The organism is Pseudomonas triticicola, assembly GCF_019145375.1.
Classification (GTDB): domain Bacteria; phylum Pseudomonadota; class Gammaproteobacteria; order Pseudomonadales; family Pseudomonadaceae; genus Aquipseudomonas; species Aquipseudomonas triticicola.
This window is the reverse complement of sequence record NZ_JAHSTX010000002.1, coordinates 350,015-366,887: the sequence shown is the minus strand read 5'-3', so window position 1 is coordinate 366,887 and position 16,873 is coordinate 350,015. Positions and strand designations below refer to the sequence as shown.

The window sequence follows — 16,873 nt, the reverse complement described above, 5'->3', positions numbered from 1 at the left end:
CGTCCCGGGCTTCATTCCCACGCAGAGCGTGGGAACGATCAGTCGGAGTGCCTGGAATCAGCGATAACGCTGCAAATGCTCGCCCACTTTTGCGGCAGGGACTTTCTGCAACTTGCACAACAGGTCGTGATTCAACTCGCGCACTCCATGCTTGCCCCGCAACTCTTGCGCCAGATGCGCCATCAGATTGGCCGCCATCTCGGCATCGGCCATGGCCCGGTGAGCCTGACCGGTATGCGGTAGCTGCGCGAAAGTGGTGAGCGTGCCGAGCTTGTGATTCGGCGCCGCCGGCATCAGGCGGCGCGCCAGCAGTAGCGAACAAGCGAAGTTCTGCAAGCGTGTGCGCTTGATCCGCCCCAGTTCGAAATCCCAGAATTTCTGGTCGAACGAGGCGTTGTGCGCCAGCAGCGGCGTGCAGCCGACAAACTCGTTGACCTCTTCCATCACCCGCTCAGCGGGCGGCGCGGTGCGCAGCATGGCGTTGCTGATGCCGGTCAGTTGTTCGATGAACGCGGGGACGCGCACGCCGGCGTTCATCAGGCTCTGGTAACGCTCGACGATGCGGCCGTTTTCCAGCATGACCACGGCGATTTCCGTGGCACGGCAGCTGCTGTTCGGCGACAGGCCGGTGGTTTCAAAGTCGATGACTGCAATGCGTTCCAAACCGGGTTCAACTCCGTACTGATCAGTTCTTGAGCTTAATTCTTTAACAGCAGCGCGCCTTCGATCGGCACGTAACGGCTGGCGGCGCGGATCAGCGAGTTGGCGGTCAGGCCGGGGACGCCGTAGGCCACCGCTTGCACGCCGTGCTTGTTGATGATGCGTTCGAGCAGCATGTCGAAATCGCCGTCACCGGAGGCCAGCACCACTTCGTCGACATGGTCGGCGGCGTCCATGATGTCCAGGGTAATGCCCACGTCCCAGTCGCCCTTGGCCGAGCCGTCGCTGCGCTGGATGTAGGGCTTGAGCTTCACGGTGAAACCGAGGTTGCGCAGGATCTGCTGAAACTGCTGCTGTTTGCTGTCGCCACGGTCGATCGCGTAGGCGTAGGCCTCGACGATCTGCCCGTTCTTGCTGATGTCGGCCCACAATGCGGCGTAGTTGAAGTGGCAACCATAGGCCTGACGCACGGTGTAGTAGAGGTTCTGCACATCGGCGAACACTGCGATTTTTTTCACCGGAGTTCCTGTGGGCGCGCAAGCGCACGAAGCGGGGTCAGGCGATCAGGCCCGAAAAAGGCGCTCAGTATGCCAGCCAAGAGAAAGATTCAGCGAATAATCACCAGCTGGCGCCGAGGTGTCCCTGACAAACGGTGTTGTGGTGAGGGGATTTATCCCCGCTGGGCTGCGGAGCAGCCCCGCTTTTCCTGATTAAAGCGAGGACTGCTGCGCAGCCCAGCGGGGATAAATCCCCTCGCCACAGTTTCTATGTCAGCCTTCAGAGGCTATGTCTGCCTTCAGAGGCTATGTCAGCCTTTAAAGGCGATGTCAGACAAAGGAGTCGTCGTCATCGAAAAACGACGAATTGTCGCTGCTGTAATCGGCGTCGCTGAAACCGCCCTGGTCATTGCCAGAGAAGCCGTTGTCCGCCACGCGCTGATCATCGCCCCAGCCGTTGTTGCTCTGGTCGGCGACCTGTGCCGGTTCTTCCTTGATGACCTCGACGATTTCTTCCGGTTGCTGATTGTGGTGGAACAGGCTGCTGATGCCCTGCGCCAACATCACACCACCGGCCACGCCCGCGGCGGTTTTCAGCGCGCCGCCGAGGAAGCTGTTGGCAACTGGCGCCGTTTGCTGGCCATAGAGGGGCGTCGCGCCGCCAACGTTCTGTTGCGGTGCCGGAGCCTGGTAGTTCTGCTGCGGCGCCGGTTCGCGCCAGCCGCCGGTGGACGATGGCGCTGCGCTCTGGCTCGGCGCCGGACGTGAATTGCCGCCACCAAAAATGCTCGACAGGAAGCCACCGCCACCGCTCGCTGACGGAGCGCCACTCTGGGCCTTGGCCGATTGCAGCTCGGCCTGCAGGCGCTGGACTTGCTGAGTCAGTTGCTTGTTCTGCTCGTCGAGGCTTTTCAGCGCGGCCTCTTGCACCAGAATCGCCTGGGTCATGAAATAGCCTGCCGCCGGCTGGCGTGTCAGGTGTTCCTTGATCCGCGCCTCGGCCTGGGCGTCGCGCGGGGCTGCCTCCGTTTCGGCCTGTTGCAGCCGGGAAAACAGTCCATCGATCAGGGTTTGCTCTTCGCTGTTCATGGCGACCTCGTAGATTGCCGGTAATAACGTGCCCGCGCCCACTCTGGGCGGGGTGCTCTCCTGTAATGGAGACAGTGACAAAACGTTTCAATGGCCTTTACCGAATGTTTACGTTTGTGTCGCCCCGCGTTGCATCGGTTAAAGTGAGCCACTGTTTTCGACCTGCGATACCGACTGATGAATGCCCTCGAAGTACTGCGCGACTCTTTGTATTTTTTCAAACGCCATCTGGGCAGCATCGTGCAGTTGTGCCTGCCGCTGGTGATTGTCGAAGCTTTCTTGCAGCAGGCGGTCGATCACGCCACCGGGCCCGACACCTTCGCCGGCGTCAGCATCATCGTCGGCCTGCTGGTGTATCCGCTGTACACCGCCGCGCTGATCCTGTTTCTCGATGCGCGCAGCCGTGGCGAGTCGCCGCGCAACCGTGACCTGCTGGCGATGGCCGCAACCCTGTGGCCGCGCTTCGCGGTGCTGACCGCGCTCAATACCTTGCTGATTCTGCTCGGCCTGTCGCTGTACTTCCTGCCCGGCCTGATGCTGATGGTCATGCTCGCCTTCGCCGAATACCTGCTGGTGCTGCGCGGCCTCGGGCCGTTGCAGGCGATGAAGGAAAGTCTGCGCCTGACGCGCGGGCACTTCTGGCGCATCCTGCTGTGCATTCTCTGCGTGATGACCCCGTTGTGGCTGCTCAAGGGCGCGACGCTGGCGGTGTACCCCGAGCCGCAGAATCCGCTGATCGCGGGGCTGATCGACAGCGCCCACAGCTTCCTGCAACTGTTCACCAGCGTGGTGCTGTTCCGCCTGTTCATGCTGATCAGCGAATTGCCTGACAAACGTAACGGCGCAGTCTGACCGCGCCGTGTTTGGGCTTCGCCGCTGCCGTCAGGTATGCTCGGGGCCACTTTTTGTAACGCTATAAGCCGAGCCATGACCCGTCTGCTGCGCTACACCCTGTTGCTCGTTGTCCTCGCCGTCGTCCTGTTCGGCGCGCTGCTGTTCAGCCTGACCTGGCGCCCCGACGCCCGGGAAACCCTGCCGGTCAGTTGCAACACCACGGCGCCGACGCTGGTGCCGGGGCAAGCGCTGAAAGTCATGACCTGGAACGTGCAGTTCCTCGCCGGCAAGCGCTACGTATTCTGGAATGATCTGGCCGAAGGCGACGATGAAGCGCCGACCGCCGAAGACATGGCCTTCAGCCTCGACGAAGTAGCGCGGGTGATCCGTGACGAACAACCGGATGTGGTGTTGTTGCAGGAGCTCGACGACGGCGCCAAGGCCAGCGATTACCAGAACCAGCTCAAGCTGTTGCAGGAACGCGTCGCCGACCTGTACCCGTGCAGCACCAGCGCCTTCGACTGGAAAGCCGATTTTGTCCCCGAGCCCCACATCTACGGCAGCGTCGGCCGCCAGTTGGCCACGCTGAGCCGCTATCGCATCGAACACGCCGAACGCCTGCAACTGCCCGTCGCCCCGAGCAACTTCATCAGCCGCCAGTTCCAGCCCAAAGACGCTTTGCTCGCAGTCAAACTGCCGCTCAGCGATGGCGGACAACTGAGCGTATTCAACACCCACTTGCAGCGGGCCAGCCAGGCAGACGGCAACGTGCAGGCGCAAGTGGCTGCCGTGGCCAAAGTGCTCGACAAGTATGAAAGCCAAGGCCTGCCCTGGCTGATCGGTGGCGATTTCAATCTGCTGCCGCTGGGCCAGTACCGCCGTTTGCCGGTCGAGCGGCGCACGCCATACTCGGCCGACAGCGAACTTCATCTGCTGTGGGACAGGTACCCAATGATCCCGACCAACAACGAGGCCGGCGGCATCGACCGGGCGAAATGGCTGACCCATTACCCCAACGACCCCGGCCTCAACGGTCCGGATCGCACGGTGGATTATCTGTTCTACAGCCCGAAGCTCAAACGCGTGCAAGCGCAGGTGCGGCAGGACGATACCCTGCGCATCTCCGATCACTTGCCGGTGATTGCGCGGTTCTTTCTGCCAGCGACACCCTAGCCAATCGGTAGCCCACGGCCCGCCCGCGCCGAATTCAAGACATGGAAAAGCATGAAGATTTTATTGGTATGCAAGGACATCGGTGGCTACGCACGCAAACTCGCGGAGCACTTGAGTATCGCTGATGAAGTTTGCTTCATCGACACCGCTGCGCTGGCGAAACCCTTCGAGCGCGCGCCGAAGATTTTGCGGCGTACGCTCAATCGCTGGTCGCAGTTGCGCCAGTTCAGCAAGCTCATAGCAGCTGGTGGGCGCTTCGACGTCGCTCTGATCATCAACCCGGCGCAAATCGATCCGAAGCAACTGGCGGCAGCCCTGAACGCCAGCGAACGCAAGATTGCCTACCTCTACGACAGTTTCAGTCGCTGGCCCATGAGCCGTGAGGCATTGGCCGTTTATGACGAGGTGTTCACCTTCGACCCTGAGAATGCCAAGCAATACGGTCTGAAAAAACTGCACAACTTCATTTATGACGACTACGTCGAGGCTGGCGATGCCGATGAATACGCCGCCTTAGTGGTAATGGCAGGCAAAGATCGGGTTCCCGCGCTGGAAGGTCTGGCCAGAGCATTCGATCAACTGGGTGTGACCGATTACAAGTTTCTGGTGCAGTGCAAGCCGATTGCCGGCGCCCACCCGGGAATCACCTTTTTCGAGCAGCGGATGTCACTCGAATCGGTGGGCGAGCTGGTGAAGCGCTCGCGGATCATTCTCGACATTTCCAAACCCGGCCAGGCAGGTTTGAGCTTCCGTTTTTTCGAAGCCATGGCCGCGCGCAAGAAAGTCATCACCACCAACAGGCACGTGCTGGATTACGACTTCTATAACCCGGCGAACATACTGGTGATCGACGAAGCCGAACCGGTGATTCCGGCTTCGTTCATCTCCGCCCCGTACGTAGACATCCCCGAGCCGATCTACCGCAAATACACTTTGCAGGGCTGGACCGAGACCGTGCTTGCATTCAGCTAGGCTTCGGTCTCAGAGCCCCGGCGGAACGTAGCCCGGAACATAGCGAACGTTAGCGCACTTGCCGTGCAGTATTCGCCCGTCTTCGATCAGGAACTGGGCGATCTTCTTCTGCTGATTGATCTTCGCCTGCAACTTGCAGGTGGAACTATTGCCGACCTGTTGGTAGTGCTCGGTATACACCATGCCGTTGCCGGTATGGGTCATCGAAGTGCCGGCTGCTTCGGTAGAAGTCCAGCTCGCGGACTTATGCCAGGTCAGCACAGCCAAGGGTTCGCCGTTCGGGCCGGTTTCCTTTGCCATCGAGTCGGGCGTGCCGAACAGGTCCAGTGCTTCCTGCATATCACGGCCTTCCCAGCGGCTCTGCGCGATAGTGGAACAGCCGCTCAAGAGCAATCCTGCCAGCAGGGTTGCCAGCCATAAACGTGTGTAAGTCATTGGATGCCTCGGCTTATTTCTTCAGTTCGAGCAGGCTGTCGATGTTGTCCATCATCTGGCTCTTTTGCTGAATCGGCGCGAGCTTGAAGAACATCTGCTGCAGCATCTCGATCATCTGCAGGTATTCCATCTTGCCCACGGCGGCCATGTCGTTTTTCGCGCGACTGCCCGGCGCGCAGGCAAACTTCAGTGCTTGCTGGACCCAGAACTCTTTCGGGGCTTGCCACTGATTGGCAACTTTGAGATGACGCATGGTGTAGGCGAGACGCTCGATGGACTGGCCATTGATAAAACGCATCTTGCCCGTAGAGCATTGGGCTTCGAGGTTGTAGACGTCGATCATCGGTTTGCCGGGTTCTTCATACACCAGCGTCACCGCGACCATGGTCGCGCCTTTGGTCTTCTGCGAAGGCACCACCGACGTCGCATCGGCGACGTACATGATGTTTTTCTGGGGCACGCCGTTGCCGTAGATAATCCACCAGTCGCCAATCGGATTGGGCTCTTCGGCCATGGCCGAACTGGAGGCGGCCAATAGCGCAGCCGACAAGAAGATCAACTTCTTGAGCTTGAAGAAAGAGGTCATGGGCAGTTCCGTTCCTTGGGCGCAAGTTGCCAGGCAACAAGGCTGGTTATTGTTCAGGCGGCGATTTTGCGAGCCGGAACAAACAAGGGCAATTAGCACGGATGGGCTAATGGCGCGCAGCCATTGCGGGTCAGGTGCCGCGTGGTTTCGCCCGCGCCGTGGCTTCGGCGACCAAGGGATCGTCCGGCCAATAATGCTTCGGATAACGCCCCTTGAGATCCTTCTTCACCTCGGCATAGGTGCTGCGCCAGAAGTTGGCCAGATCCTGGGTGACCTGCACCGGCCGTCGCGCTGGCGACAGCAGATGCAGCTTGACCACTTGCCGGCCGCCGGCGATCCGTGGCGTATCGGCCAGACCAAACAGCTCTTGCAAACGCACCGCGAGAATCGGCGGATGTTCGCTGTAATCCAGACGAATCGATGAACCCGACGGCACGCTCAAATGATGCGGCGCCAGTTCGTCGAGCTTCTGCGGCAGCGGCCACGGCAACAGATTGCGCACGATGCTCGACAGGTCGAGGTTGGCGAAATGGCTGAGCCGCGAGACCTTGCCCAGATACGGCATCAACCAGTCTTCCAGGGTATTCAACAATGCCGCGTCGCTGACATCCGGCCATTGGCTGTCGTCCTGAGTGCGCAGATCGAGCTGGCGCAACAGCGCCACCCGCGCCTGCCACTGGCGCAGTTCCGGCGTCCACGGCAACAACTCCAGGCCGTTGCGCCGCACCAGATTGACCAGGGCCTGACTGCGCGCATTCTCATCCAGACCGGTTAACGGTTCACGGCTGAGAATCAGTTCACCGACCTTGCGCTGGCGCTCGGCACGCAGCACGCCTTCGCGTTCATCCCAATCGAGTTGATCGACGCTGCGCACTTGCTCGGCGAGCACCGAATCGAACAGCACCGGATCGAAATCCGCCGCCAGATAGATGCGTTCTTCGCGCTGGCCCTGACGGCTGCCAAGCTCGGCGATGACGATCCACTCGTGCTTCATCAGGCTATCGGCCTCAGCGAACAGCGCCGCGCGACCGTTGGCCAAACGGTATTCGGCCCCGCCGGCACGCCGCTGCTGGGCGACGCGATCCGGGTAGGCCAGCGCCAGCAGCGCGCCGAGCCAGCGCGGATGCTCGGGATCGTTTACCGGTTCGCTCGGCTTGCCGCGCAGGTAACCGCGATACTGCCGGGCCAATTGCCGGGCGCGTTGCACCCCGCCCTGCGCCCCACGACCGGCACGCTCTTCGCCTGAAAGCAGGACCAATCGGCTGTGCAGATCCGCGCCAGCGCCGCGCAGGATATCGCGCTCGCCGAGCAGCGCCGCCACATCGCAGGCCATCGCCGCCAGCCCCAGCGCCTGGCCGCGTAACAGCAAATGCGCGATGCGCGGATGCGCCGGCAGTTCGGCCATGGCCTGGCCGTGGGCCGTCAGCGTGTCGCCGTGCAAGGCGCCGAGGCGTTGCAGCAGATCCTGCGCCTGGGCATACGCGGCGGCTGGCGGTATGTCGAGCCAGACCAGTTCGCCCGGGGTCACGCCCCAGCGCCCGAGTTGCAAAGCGAGGCTGGCCAGATCCGCCGAGAGAATTTCCGCGCTGCCATAAGCCGCCAGTTGTTCGTGCTGATCCTGCGACCACAGGCGATAGCACACGCCCGGCTCCAGTCGCCCGGCGCGGCCGGCACGCTGGGTGGCGCTGGCCTTGGAAATTCGTTGCGTGTCGAGGCGGGTCATGCCGCTGCCCGGATCGAAACGCGGCACCCGCGCCAGCCCGGCATCGATGACCGCGCGTACGCCGTTGATGGTCAGGCTGGTCTCGGCGATGTTGGTTGCCAGCACCACTTTGCGCTGACCGGGCGGCGCCGGATCGATCGCCGCGCGTTGCGCATTGAGGTCGAGTTCGCCGTGCAACGGGCACAGCAGAACGTCTTTGCGCTCACCAATGGCATCGGCCAATTTCTGGTGCACGCGACGGATTTCCGCTTGTCCCGGCAGGAACACCAACAGGCTGCCGGTCTCGTCGTGCAGCGCTTCGAGCACGGTTTGGGTAACCCGCTGGTCGATATATTCGCCCGGCTGAAACGGCCGGCCCCAGCGCATCGTCACCGGATACATGCGCCCTTCGCTGCGCAGGATCGGCGCGTCATCGAGCAACCCGGCCAGACGCTCGCCTTCGAGGGTGGCCGACATCAGCAGAATCTTCAGCGGCTGTTCAGCGCGAAACAGCTCGCGACCGTTCAGACTGAGCGCCAGCGCCAGATCGGCGTCCAGACTGCGTTCATGAAATTCGTCGAAGATCAGCAGGCCCACGCCGTCCAGCGCCGGGTCGTCCTGCAAGCGCCGGGTGAGGATGCCTTCGGTGACCACTTCGATACGGGTTTTCGGGCCGACTTTGCTGTCGAGGCGGATGCGATAGCCGACGGTTTCACCGACCTGCTCGCCGAGCTCGCTGGCCAAACGCTCCGCCGCCGCCCGCGCAGCCAAGCGCCGTGGTTCGAGCATGACGATGGTCTGCCCGGCCAGCCAGGCTTCGTTGAGCAAGGCCAAGGGCACGCGGGTGGTTTTACCGGCGCCGGGCGGTGCTTCGAGCACGGCTTCGTGGCGTGACGCGAGGGCTTCACGCAGGGCGGGTAAAACATCGTCGATCGGCAAAGAAATCATGCTGGCTCCAAAACAGAGGGCCGAGTATAACGGCGAACTGCCGGGCGTTCGTCAGGGTCTTAACTTCACAAGACGAAGCTTCGTTATTTGATGACTCAGGAGACATTTCCATGCGCTTACCCTCTCGCCTGATCGGCGGTGTTCTGGTTGCCACTCTGCTCACGCAACTGTCGGCGTGCGGTTCGATTTTCTACCCGGACCGGCGTGGCCAGATCGACGGCAAGATCGACCCGGCGATTGCCGTGCTCGACGCCGTCGGCCTGCTGTTCTACATCATTCCCGGACTGATCGCGTTTGCCGTCGACTTCGCCACTGGGGCGATCTATTTCGAACCGGGCCACACCGCGCAGATCGATCCGGCCAAGCTCAAGCAAGCCATCGGCCCGGACGGTCAGGTCGATAATCACAAGTTGCAGGCGATTCTTGAGAGCGAACTGGGCCGAGATTTTCCTCTGGATGATCCGCGCCTGATCCACCACAAGGGCAGCACTCAGCAACTGGCGATGTTCGGCCTGCAACCCGCCGCTTGAATAAGGACGTTCAATGACCTCCAGCCCCGAACACGCCCGCCTGCTGCGGCTGGCGACCCGCGCCTCGGTGGCGGTCGCCTGCACGCTGATCGTCGCCAAGGCGATTGCCTGGTGGCTCAGCGGATCGGTGAGCATGCTCGCCGGCCTCACCGACTCGGCGCTGGATGGCGTCACCTCGATGCTCAATCTGCTGGCGGTGCATTACGCCTTGCGCCCGGCGGATGACGATCACCGTTATGGCCACGGCAAAGCCGAATCGCTGGCGGGCATGGCTCAGGCGTTGTTCATCGGTGGCAGCGCGGTGTTGATCGCGTTTCAGGCCTACCAACGCTTGCAGACGCCGGAACCACTTGGCGCACCGTGGCTGAGCATCGGTGTGATCGTGTTTTCCCTGCTGCTGACGGTCGCGCTGCTGATGTTGCAGCACCGGGTGATCAAGCAGACCGGCTCCAACGCCGTGCGTGCCGACTCACTGCATTACCGTTCGGACCTGCTGCTCAACGGCAGCATCCTCATCGCGCTGGTGTTGGCCGCGATGGGTTTTGCGCAACTGGACGCGTGGTTCGGGCTGGGAATCGCCGTGTACATTTTCTGGAGTGCGATCCAGATCGCCCGGGAAAGTTTTTCGGTACTGATGGACGAGGAACTGCCGACCGACGTCAGTCAGCACATGCTTGAGCTAGCGTGCAGCGTGCCGGGGGTGCTCGGTGCACATGACCTGCGCACGCGGATTTCCGGCAACCACTGGTTCGTGCAATTGCACCTGGAACTGCCGGGCGAACTGACCCTGTCAGTCGCCCATGGCATCAGCGATCAAGCGGCGGCGGCGATTCACAAAGCTTATCCGAAGGCCGAGGTGCTGGTGCACGCTGACCCACAGGAAGTGGTGCTCGCCGCCCGCAATCAGTAATTGACCTGATAACCGCGACTGCTCAGGCAGTTGCCCTGCGCCTGGCGATAGGCCTGAACCACTTCGGGTGCCGGTTGGTAGGTCGCGGTGCGCGGGTCGAAACCGCTTTGCTGCACCGCGTACTGAGAGCACTGGTAACCGTCCTGCTGCACCTGCTGCGGTGACTGGCCGTTGGCCGGGTAGGCTTCGACGTCATAGCCCGGAGCTTGCGGTTGCGGCGGTTGCTGCAGCGGCGGCTCGACCACCACGTAATCCTGCGTCGCCTCCTGATAGGCGTAATACGAGCCGGCGGCGAGGAACAGCAGCGAGCCGCCGATCCACACTTCTCGGGCGTAATCCGGCAAATACTGGATGCGGATCCCGCGCGGCGGCTGCACGACGATGTAGCGCGGGCCTTGCGGGCGATACCAGTAGCCGCCGGAATAGAAGTAATCCTGACCGCGATACGGCACGCGGTAATCACGATCCGGGAAACGATCGATCACATGGCCCGGACGATACTGCGGGCCGGGGCCCCAGCCATTGCCATGACCGTTCGGCCGTCCCGGCCAGCGGTTGTCATCGGGACGTGGCCGCGTCTGCCATTGCTGATTGTGGTAACCGTTCTGCGGGCGCTCGTCGCGGTAGTAACCCTGACGCGGCTCCTGAGTCTGGTGCACGGCGTCGGGACGCGGCTGGATCGGCAGGTTATTACCGGGCTGGCGAGGCGGTTCTGGACGATCATCGACACGGTTGCGGTTCTGCCATTGACCTTCATTGTTGTGCGGCTGGCCGTTGTGCTCGAACTGACGGCTGTTGTCGCCACGGATGATCCCGTCGTTCTGCGGCCCGTTGCCTGGCCCGCGATTCTGCGGCTCATCGGCCAGCGCTTGCGCACTGACACCCACACACAGCAAACCAACACCGGCCAGACGCCAGATGCGCGAATTCATGTTTTTCCTCACTGCGGGAGCCTGTCGTTGGCAGGGTTTGTTGCTGAGACTGGAAACAGCCCCACCGGGTTCTGCAACAGGTTATCAGTCACGCGACTTATTTAATGAGGCGCAAACATGAAATCGCAGGCAAGAAAAAAGGGAGACCCGTCGGCCTCCCTTCTGGAGATACTTCGTCCTGGCTCGACGCTTTTGACGTCGGCTCACCTCACCCCGTCTTCTGGACAGTGTGCAGCTCGGGGGCCGGCACATCCCCGGTGGGGGTGGCGGCCGCGGCGGGCCTGATTGGGCGGGCCGCGTGGACTGTGTTACCGAGCAGTGATTCTGGTGATAAGAATAGGCCTGAAGCCGCGACAGAGGATTGCGAAAATTGCTCAATTAAACACTGCTTGCGCAATTTTTAACCCTGGATAGATAATCCGCCGCAATAGTTACGACCAAGGACAGATTGATGAGCAAACTCGACCGGTATGACCTGAGTATTTTGGCGGAATTGCAGCGCGACGCCCGTATCTCCAACCAGGAACTGGCCGAGCGCATCGGTCTGTCGCCCTCGCCCTGCTCGCGCCGGGTCAAGCAACTGGAAGACGATGGCTATATCTCGCGCCAGGTTGCGCTGCTCGATCGCAAGATGCTCGGCTTGAGCCTGACCGCGTATGTGCTGATCGGCATGGACCGGCACACGCCGGAACGCTTCGAGAATTTCGAAGCGGCAATCCGCACATTGCCGCAAGTGCTGGAGTGCAGCCTGGTGACAGGAGTGGATGCCGACTACCAGTTGAAAGTGGTGGTGCCGGATATGGATCACTACCAGAAACTGCTGCTGGGGCATCTGACCCGGATTGAAGGGGTCACCAGCGTGCGGTCGAGTTTTGTGCTGAATCAGGTCCTCAACAGCACCGAACTGCCCCTGACTCATCTGCGTAGCTGAGCAAAAGCCCCTCACCCCAGCCCTCTCCCGGAGGGAGAGGGAGCCGACCGGGAGATGCTCTAGAAGTACGCCGACCTGAAAGTTCTGTTGTGAACCCATAATCGACTCGATATTTCAGGTCGATGTAAGACGCCAGACACCTCGGTCAGTCCCCTCTCCCGGAGGGAGAGGGCGCCGACCGAGAGAAGCTCTAGAAGTACGCCGACCTGAAAGTTCTGTTGTGAACCCATAATCGACTCGATATTTCAGGTCGATGTAAGACGCCAGACACCTCGGTCAGTCCCCTCTCCCTCCGGGAGAGGGTTAGGGTGAGGGCAACAATTGCGGATCAGACCCAGATCAATGCCACCCCACCGACCATGGCGTATACTCGCCGCCGCCCTTTCAGCCCTGTCCACGCCGGAGATCGCCAATGGATCCAGCACTGTTCGAAGAGTGGATGATGACCGGTCTGGTCAGCATCCTGATCATTTTCATGGGTTTCATCGTCTGGGATCTGGCGAAGAAGTCCAAGGCCGGGCGGTTCGGCTCGTTCATTCTGTTTTTCGTGCTGGGCCTGGGCGTGGCCGCGTTCATCATCAAGAGTGTGGTGATCGGCCTGATCGAATCCGGCGCCTTATAAGCGCGCCGGCACTTCCCGCCACTGGCCCTGATCCAGCCCTTCAATCGTCCAGTCGCCAATCCTGACCCGCACCAGACGCAAAGTCGGCAGCCCGACCGCCGCCGTCATGCGCCGCACCTGACGGTTGCGCCCTTCGCGAATCACCAGTTCCAGCCATGAAGTCGGTATGGTCGCGCGAAAGCGTACCGGCGGATTGCGCGGCCACAACTGCGGCTCAGTCAGTCGCCGCGCTTCGGCGGGCAGAGTCATGCCGTCATTCAGCTCGACGCCATCACGCAGGCGCTGCAACTGCTCGGCCGTCGGCTCGCCCTCCACCTGCACCCAATAAGTCTTCGCCAGTTTGTGTTTCGGATCGGCGATGCGCGCCTGCAACTGGCCGTCGTTGGTCAGCAGCAACAAACCTTCGCTGTCACGATCCAGACGTCCGGCCGGATAAATCCCCGGCACATCGATGTAATCCTTGAGCGTCGCCCGCCCTTCACCGTCGCTGAATTGCGTCAGCACATCGAAGGGTTTGTTGAACAGGATCAGTTTCGGCTCGGCCGGTGGTGCCTTGGCAACACGGCGCGGGGCAGAAGACTGAGGCTTCACGCCGGGGCGGCGGGAAGGTGGACGCGGGGGACGGGACATAAGAGACAGAACATTTAGCGATCAGGGCTGACAATGCTAGTGCCCCGACCGCCAAATGACCACGACTAACCGTTAACGGAATGGCGGCTCGTCGAAGCTGCGCAACTTGCGCGAGTGCAGCGAGTTGAGTTCGGTGCGCAGCAGGTCCACCGCTTCGATGCCGATTTTCAAATGCTGGCTGACCGCGCGCTCATAGAAGGCGTTGGCCGAGCCCGGCAGTTTGATTTCGCTGTGCAGCGGCTTGTCCGAAACGCAGAGCAACGTGCCGTACGGCACCCGCAAGCGATAACCCTGCGCTGCGATCGTGCCGCTTTCCATGTCCACCGCAACCGCGCGGGACAGGTTGATCAGCGGTCGTTCCTGAGCCCAGCGCAGTTCCCAGTTACGGTCGTCGTAGGTCAGAACCGTACCAGTGCGCAGGCGTTTCTTCAGATCGTCGCCCTTCTCGCCGGTGACATTCGCCGCTGCCTGTTGAAGCGCAAGCTGCACTTCGGCCAGTGCCGGGATCGGAATATTCGGCGGTACCACGCGATCAAGAATGCCGTCGCGACGCATGTAGGCGTGGGCCAGCACGTAGTCGCCGATGGTCTGCGACTGACGCAGGCCGCCGCAGTGGCCGATCATCAGCCAGCAATGCGGGCGCAGCACGGCCAAGTGATCGGTGATGTTCTTGGCGTTGGACGGGCCGACACCGATATTCACCAGCGTCACGCCGTGGCCGTCGCTGGCGATCAGGTGATAGGCCGGCATCTGGTAACGGTGCCAGACCACACCGGCGGCAATGGCCGAGGCTTCGCCGTGGTCCATGCTCTTCTCGATGATCACGTTGCCCGGCAGGACCATGCGCACGAAACGCGGGTCGCGGCGCAACTGCTCCAGACCATGAACGATGAACTGATCGACGTAGCGGTGATAGTTGGTCAGCAGAATCCACGGCTGCACATGGCGCCAGTCGCTGCCGGTGTAATGCACCAGACGGCGCAGCGAGAAGTCCACGCGCGCGGCGTCGAACAGTGCCAGTGGCAGCGGATCGGTGTTTTCCCAGTCGTAGAGGCCGTCGGCAATGCCATCGGTGGCGGCGGACAGATCGGTGCTCGGGAACACCCGCGCCAGCACCGCCGCGGTGACGCCGGAACCGGCCAGTTCATCGCCCTGCTCGACCACGTACGGATACGGAATGTTCTGCTGGCTGACGCCGACTTCCACGGTCACGGTGAAGTCGTGCATCAACGGCGTCAGTTGTTCGAGCAGGTATTTGCGAAACGCCGCCGGGTGGGTGACGGTGACGCTGTAAGTGCCCGGCAACTGTACCTTGGCGTAAGCGCGGGTGGTCTGCGGCACTTCGCCCTGGCAGTGGTAGGTCAGACGCAGTTCGGGATAACGAAACAGGGCACGCTGTTCGGCGTCGGGTTCGACGCGGTCCTTGAGGTAACGCTTGAGGGCAGAATTCAGCGCAGTGGTGGCCCGCTCATGCAGCTCGGCCAGACGATCCACGGCTTGTTCGGCGGTTTGAACGACAATAAACGCTTCGGTCACGATCAGCTTCCTGTGTTCTGACTTGCAGAGCTTCATCTTGCCTGCATCGTGGACGCACGGGAACAGTGGCGTTGTGGCGATACTTAAATCTGCAGATCAATGATGTCCCCTGTGGGAGCGAGCCTGCTCGCGAATGCGGTGGATCATCCAATAAAGATGTCGACTGACACACCGTTTTCGCGAGCAGGCTCGCTCCCACAGGGGGAGATTTGAGGTGGGTCAGAAAAGCTGTGGAGTCGAGCGGGCGACGATCGCTTCAACGTCCAGCCCACGCGGCAACGCGCCATAGACGCGACCGCCACCGCTCAGACGGCTGGCAATGAAAGCATCACTGACCGCCGAATTCCCCGCCTCCAACAGAAGCCTGGCCTGCAACCCGAGCGCGATGTCTTCGGTCAGCTGCCGCGCCCGATACTGAATGTCACTGGTGTCCTTGAACTGCGCCTGCAACTGCTGGATATGCGCGGCCAGACCCTTGTCGCCATGGCCATCGCCCAGTTCGCTGAACAGCACATCGAGCACGCCCGGCTCCTTCGACAGCGCGCGTAGTACGTCGAGACATTGCACATTCCCCGACCCTTCCCACGTCGAATTCACCGGCGCTTCGCGGTAAAGGCGCGGCAGGATGCTGTCTTCGACATAACCGGCGCCGCCCATGCATTCGGCGGCTTCGTTGATCATTCCTGGCGCACGTTTGCAGATCCAGTATTTGCCCACTGCCGTCACCAGCCGCGCGAACTGCGCTTCGTGGCGATCATCCAGATGATCCAGTGCCTTGCCCATGCGCAGACTCAGGGCCAGCGCGGCTTCGCTTTCCAGGGCCAGATCGGCAAGTACGTTTTGCATCAGCGGCTGTTCGCTGAGCAGTTTGCCGCCGACCTTGCGGTGCGCGCAGTGATGGCTGGCCTGGGTCAGTGCCTGGCGCATCAGCGAACTGGAGCCGACCATGCAATCGAAACGGGTCATCGCCACCATCTCGATAATGGTCGGCACGCCGCGCCCTTCTTCACCGATCATCCATGCCAGCGCCCCACGAAACTCCACTTCGCTGGAGGCGTTGGACTGGTTGCCGAGTTTGTTTTTCAGACGCTGGATGTAGAACTGATTGCGCGTGTCGTCCGGGCGATGGCGCGGCAGCATGAAGCAACTCAAGCCCTTGTCGGTTTGCGCCAATGTCAGGAAGGCGTCGCACATCGGCGCCGAGCAGAACCACTTGTGCCCGACCAGTTCATAAGCCTGACCCGGACCACTGGCGCCGACCGGATAGGCTTTGGTGGTGTTGGCGCGAACGTCGGTGCCGCCCTGCTTCTCGGTCATCGCCATGCCGATGGTCACGCCGGCCTTGTGCGCCATGCCGACGTTGCGCGGATCGTATTCGGTGGCGAGGACTTTCGGCAGCCACTGCTCGGCCAGCTCCGGCTGCAAGCGCAGGGCCGGCACGCTGGCGAAGGTCATGGTCAGCGGGCAACCACTGCCGGCCTCGGCCTGGCTGTGCAGATAGGTCATCGAAGCGCGGGCGACATGCGCGCCGTCCTGCGGGTGTGCCCAAGGCAGCGAGGTCAGGCCATGTTCGATCGCGGTGCGCATCAGCTGGTGGTAAGCCGGGTGAAACTCGACCAGATCGATGCGATGGCCGTAGCGATCATGGCTGGCAAACAGCGGTTTGTTCTGGTTGGCGAGAAACCCCGCATCCATCAGCGGCCCACCCGCCAGTGCGCCATAGGCATCGATGCGCGACTCGGCCCAACCGGCACCAAAACGCCGCGACCACTCCTGTAACGGCAGGTCGATGCGGTACAGGTTGGTGCCGTCCAGCGATGGCGGCTGATTGGTGACTTCGTGGGTTTCGGCGAACTGATGCAGGTTCATGACGGCACTCCGTGTTC

At 61.7% G+C, this 16,873-nt stretch carries 17 protein-coding genes; 7 read left to right on the top strand and 10 right to left on the bottom strand.

Going from position 1 to position 16,873, the window contains the following annotated elements; all coding sequences use genetic code 11:
• Nucleotides 1-57: 57 nt before the first annotated feature.
• The 3 genes from KVG85_RS23480 to KVG85_RS23470 form a co-directional block, all read right to left on the bottom strand.
• Nucleotides 58-663, bottom strand: a complete 606-nt coding sequence (locus KVG85_RS23480) for a 3'-5' exonuclease (RefSeq protein ID WP_024014425.1) — start codon at nt 661-663, stop codon at nt 58-60.
• A gap of 35 nt (nt 664-698) precedes the next feature.
• Nucleotides 699-1,178, bottom strand: a complete 480-nt coding sequence (locus KVG85_RS23475) for a LabA-like NYN domain-containing protein (RefSeq protein WP_016773064.1) — start codon at nt 1,176-1,178, stop codon at nt 699-701.
• A gap of 309 nt (nt 1,179-1,487) precedes the next feature.
• Nucleotides 1,488-2,246: a DUF2076 domain-containing protein gene (locus tag KVG85_RS23470; RefSeq protein ID WP_217865159.1), complete on the bottom strand. Its 759-nt coding sequence runs from the start codon at nt 2,244-2,246 to the stop codon at nt 1,488-1,490.
• A gap of 177 nt (nt 2,247-2,423) precedes the next feature.
• On the opposite strand from KVG85_RS23470, the gene KVG85_RS23465 reads away from it, so the two are divergent.
• The 3 genes from KVG85_RS23465 to KVG85_RS23455 all read left to right on the top strand — a co-directional run bounded on the left by KVG85_RS23465 (nt 2,424) and on the right by KVG85_RS23455 (nt 5,225).
• Complete coding sequence (locus KVG85_RS23465; RefSeq protein ID WP_016773061.1) at nt 2,424-3,098, top strand: YciC family protein; 675 nt, start codon at nt 2,424-2,426, stop codon at nt 3,096-3,098.
• A gap of 75 nt (nt 3,099-3,173) precedes the next feature.
• Nucleotides 3,174-4,253, top strand: a complete 1,080-nt coding sequence (locus tag KVG85_RS23460; RefSeq protein ID WP_217865158.1) for an endonuclease/exonuclease/phosphatase family protein — start codon at nt 3,174-3,176, stop codon at nt 4,251-4,253.
• Nucleotides 4,254-4,304: 51 nt separating this feature from the next.
• Nucleotides 4,305-5,225 (top strand): WaaS/CpsH family glycosyltransferase, encoded by a 921-nt coding sequence (locus KVG85_RS23455; protein ID WP_217865157.1) that lies wholly within the window; start codon nt 4,305-4,307, stop codon nt 5,223-5,225.
• 9 nt (nt 5,226-5,234) lie between these two features.
• On the opposite strand, the gene KVG85_RS23450 is transcribed toward KVG85_RS23455, so the two are convergent.
• The 3 genes from KVG85_RS23450 to hrpB form a co-directional block, all read right to left on the bottom strand.
• The gene (locus KVG85_RS23450; protein WP_217865156.1) at nt 5,235-5,660 is read right to left on the bottom strand and encodes a hypothetical protein; all 426 of its coding nucleotides are present in this window, start codon (nt 5,658-5,660) and stop codon (nt 5,235-5,237) included.
• Nucleotides 5,661-5,673: 13 nt separating this feature from the next.
• Complete coding sequence (locus KVG85_RS23445; RefSeq protein WP_122747540.1) at nt 5,674-6,246, bottom strand: hypothetical protein; 573 nt, start codon at nt 6,244-6,246, stop codon at nt 5,674-5,676.
• 130 nt (nt 6,247-6,376) lie between these two features.
• A complete protein-coding gene (gene hrpB / locus KVG85_RS23440) occupies nt 6,377-8,896 on the bottom strand; it encodes an ATP-dependent helicase HrpB (protein WP_217865155.1) in 2,520 nt (839 codons plus the stop codon).
• A gap of 110 nt (nt 8,897-9,006) precedes the next feature.
• On the opposite strand from hrpB, the gene pmcY reads away from it, so the two are divergent.
• Together pmcY and KVG85_RS23430 are read left to right on the top strand one after the other, a co-directional pair.
• The gene (pmcY, locus tag KVG85_RS23435) at nt 9,007-9,426 is read left to right on the top strand and encodes a periplasmic Zn2+ metallochaperone PmcY (RefSeq protein ID WP_217865154.1); all 420 of its coding nucleotides are present in this window, start codon (nt 9,007-9,009) and stop codon (nt 9,424-9,426) included.
• A 13-nt stretch (nt 9,427-9,439) separates the two neighbouring features.
• Nucleotides 9,440-10,336, top strand: coding sequence for a cation diffusion facilitator family transporter (locus tag KVG85_RS23430; RefSeq protein ID WP_217865153.1), 897 nt, complete (start codon nt 9,440-9,442; stop codon nt 10,334-10,336).
• Here the strand turns inward: KVG85_RS23430 and KVG85_RS23425 are convergent.
• A complete protein-coding gene (locus KVG85_RS23425) occupies nt 10,330-11,268 on the bottom strand; it encodes a DUF6515 family protein (protein ID WP_217865152.1) in 939 nt (312 codons plus the stop codon). The genes KVG85_RS23430 and KVG85_RS23425 overlap by 7 nt on opposite strands.
• Nucleotides 11,269-11,719: 451 nt before the next feature.
• Between KVG85_RS23425 and KVG85_RS23420 the strand changes: the two genes are divergently transcribed.
• Both KVG85_RS23420 and KVG85_RS23415 read left to right on the top strand, forming a co-directional pair.
• A complete protein-coding gene (locus tag KVG85_RS23420) occupies nt 11,720-12,199 on the top strand; it encodes an Lrp/AsnC family transcriptional regulator (RefSeq protein ID WP_007909658.1) in 480 nt (159 codons plus the stop codon).
• Between the two features lie 412 nt (nt 12,200-12,611).
• The gene (locus KVG85_RS23415; RefSeq protein ID WP_016773053.1) at nt 12,612-12,821 is read left to right on the top strand and encodes a DUF2788 domain-containing protein; all 210 of its coding nucleotides are present in this window, start codon (nt 12,612-12,614) and stop codon (nt 12,819-12,821) included.
• On the opposite strand, the gene KVG85_RS23410 is transcribed toward KVG85_RS23415, so the two are convergent.
• From KVG85_RS23410 to KVG85_RS23400, 3 genes are all read right to left on the bottom strand, one after another.
• Nucleotides 12,816-13,451, bottom strand: a complete 636-nt coding sequence (locus KVG85_RS23410) for a pseudouridine synthase (protein ID WP_225926893.1) — start codon at nt 13,449-13,451, stop codon at nt 12,816-12,818. The two genes, KVG85_RS23415 and KVG85_RS23410, sit on opposite strands and share 6 nt — an antisense overlap.
• Before the next feature lie 72 nt (nt 13,452-13,523).
• A complete protein-coding gene (gene amn, locus KVG85_RS23405) occupies nt 13,524-15,023 on the bottom strand; it encodes an AMP nucleosidase (protein WP_016773051.1) in 1,500 nt (499 codons plus the stop codon).
• A 183-nt stretch (nt 15,024-15,206) separates the two neighbouring features.
• Entirely contained in the window at nt 15,207-16,856 is a 1,650-nt protein-coding gene (locus KVG85_RS23400; protein ID WP_217865151.1) for an acyl-CoA dehydrogenase family protein, read from the bottom strand.
• Nucleotides 16,857-16,873 lie beyond the last annotated feature (17 nt).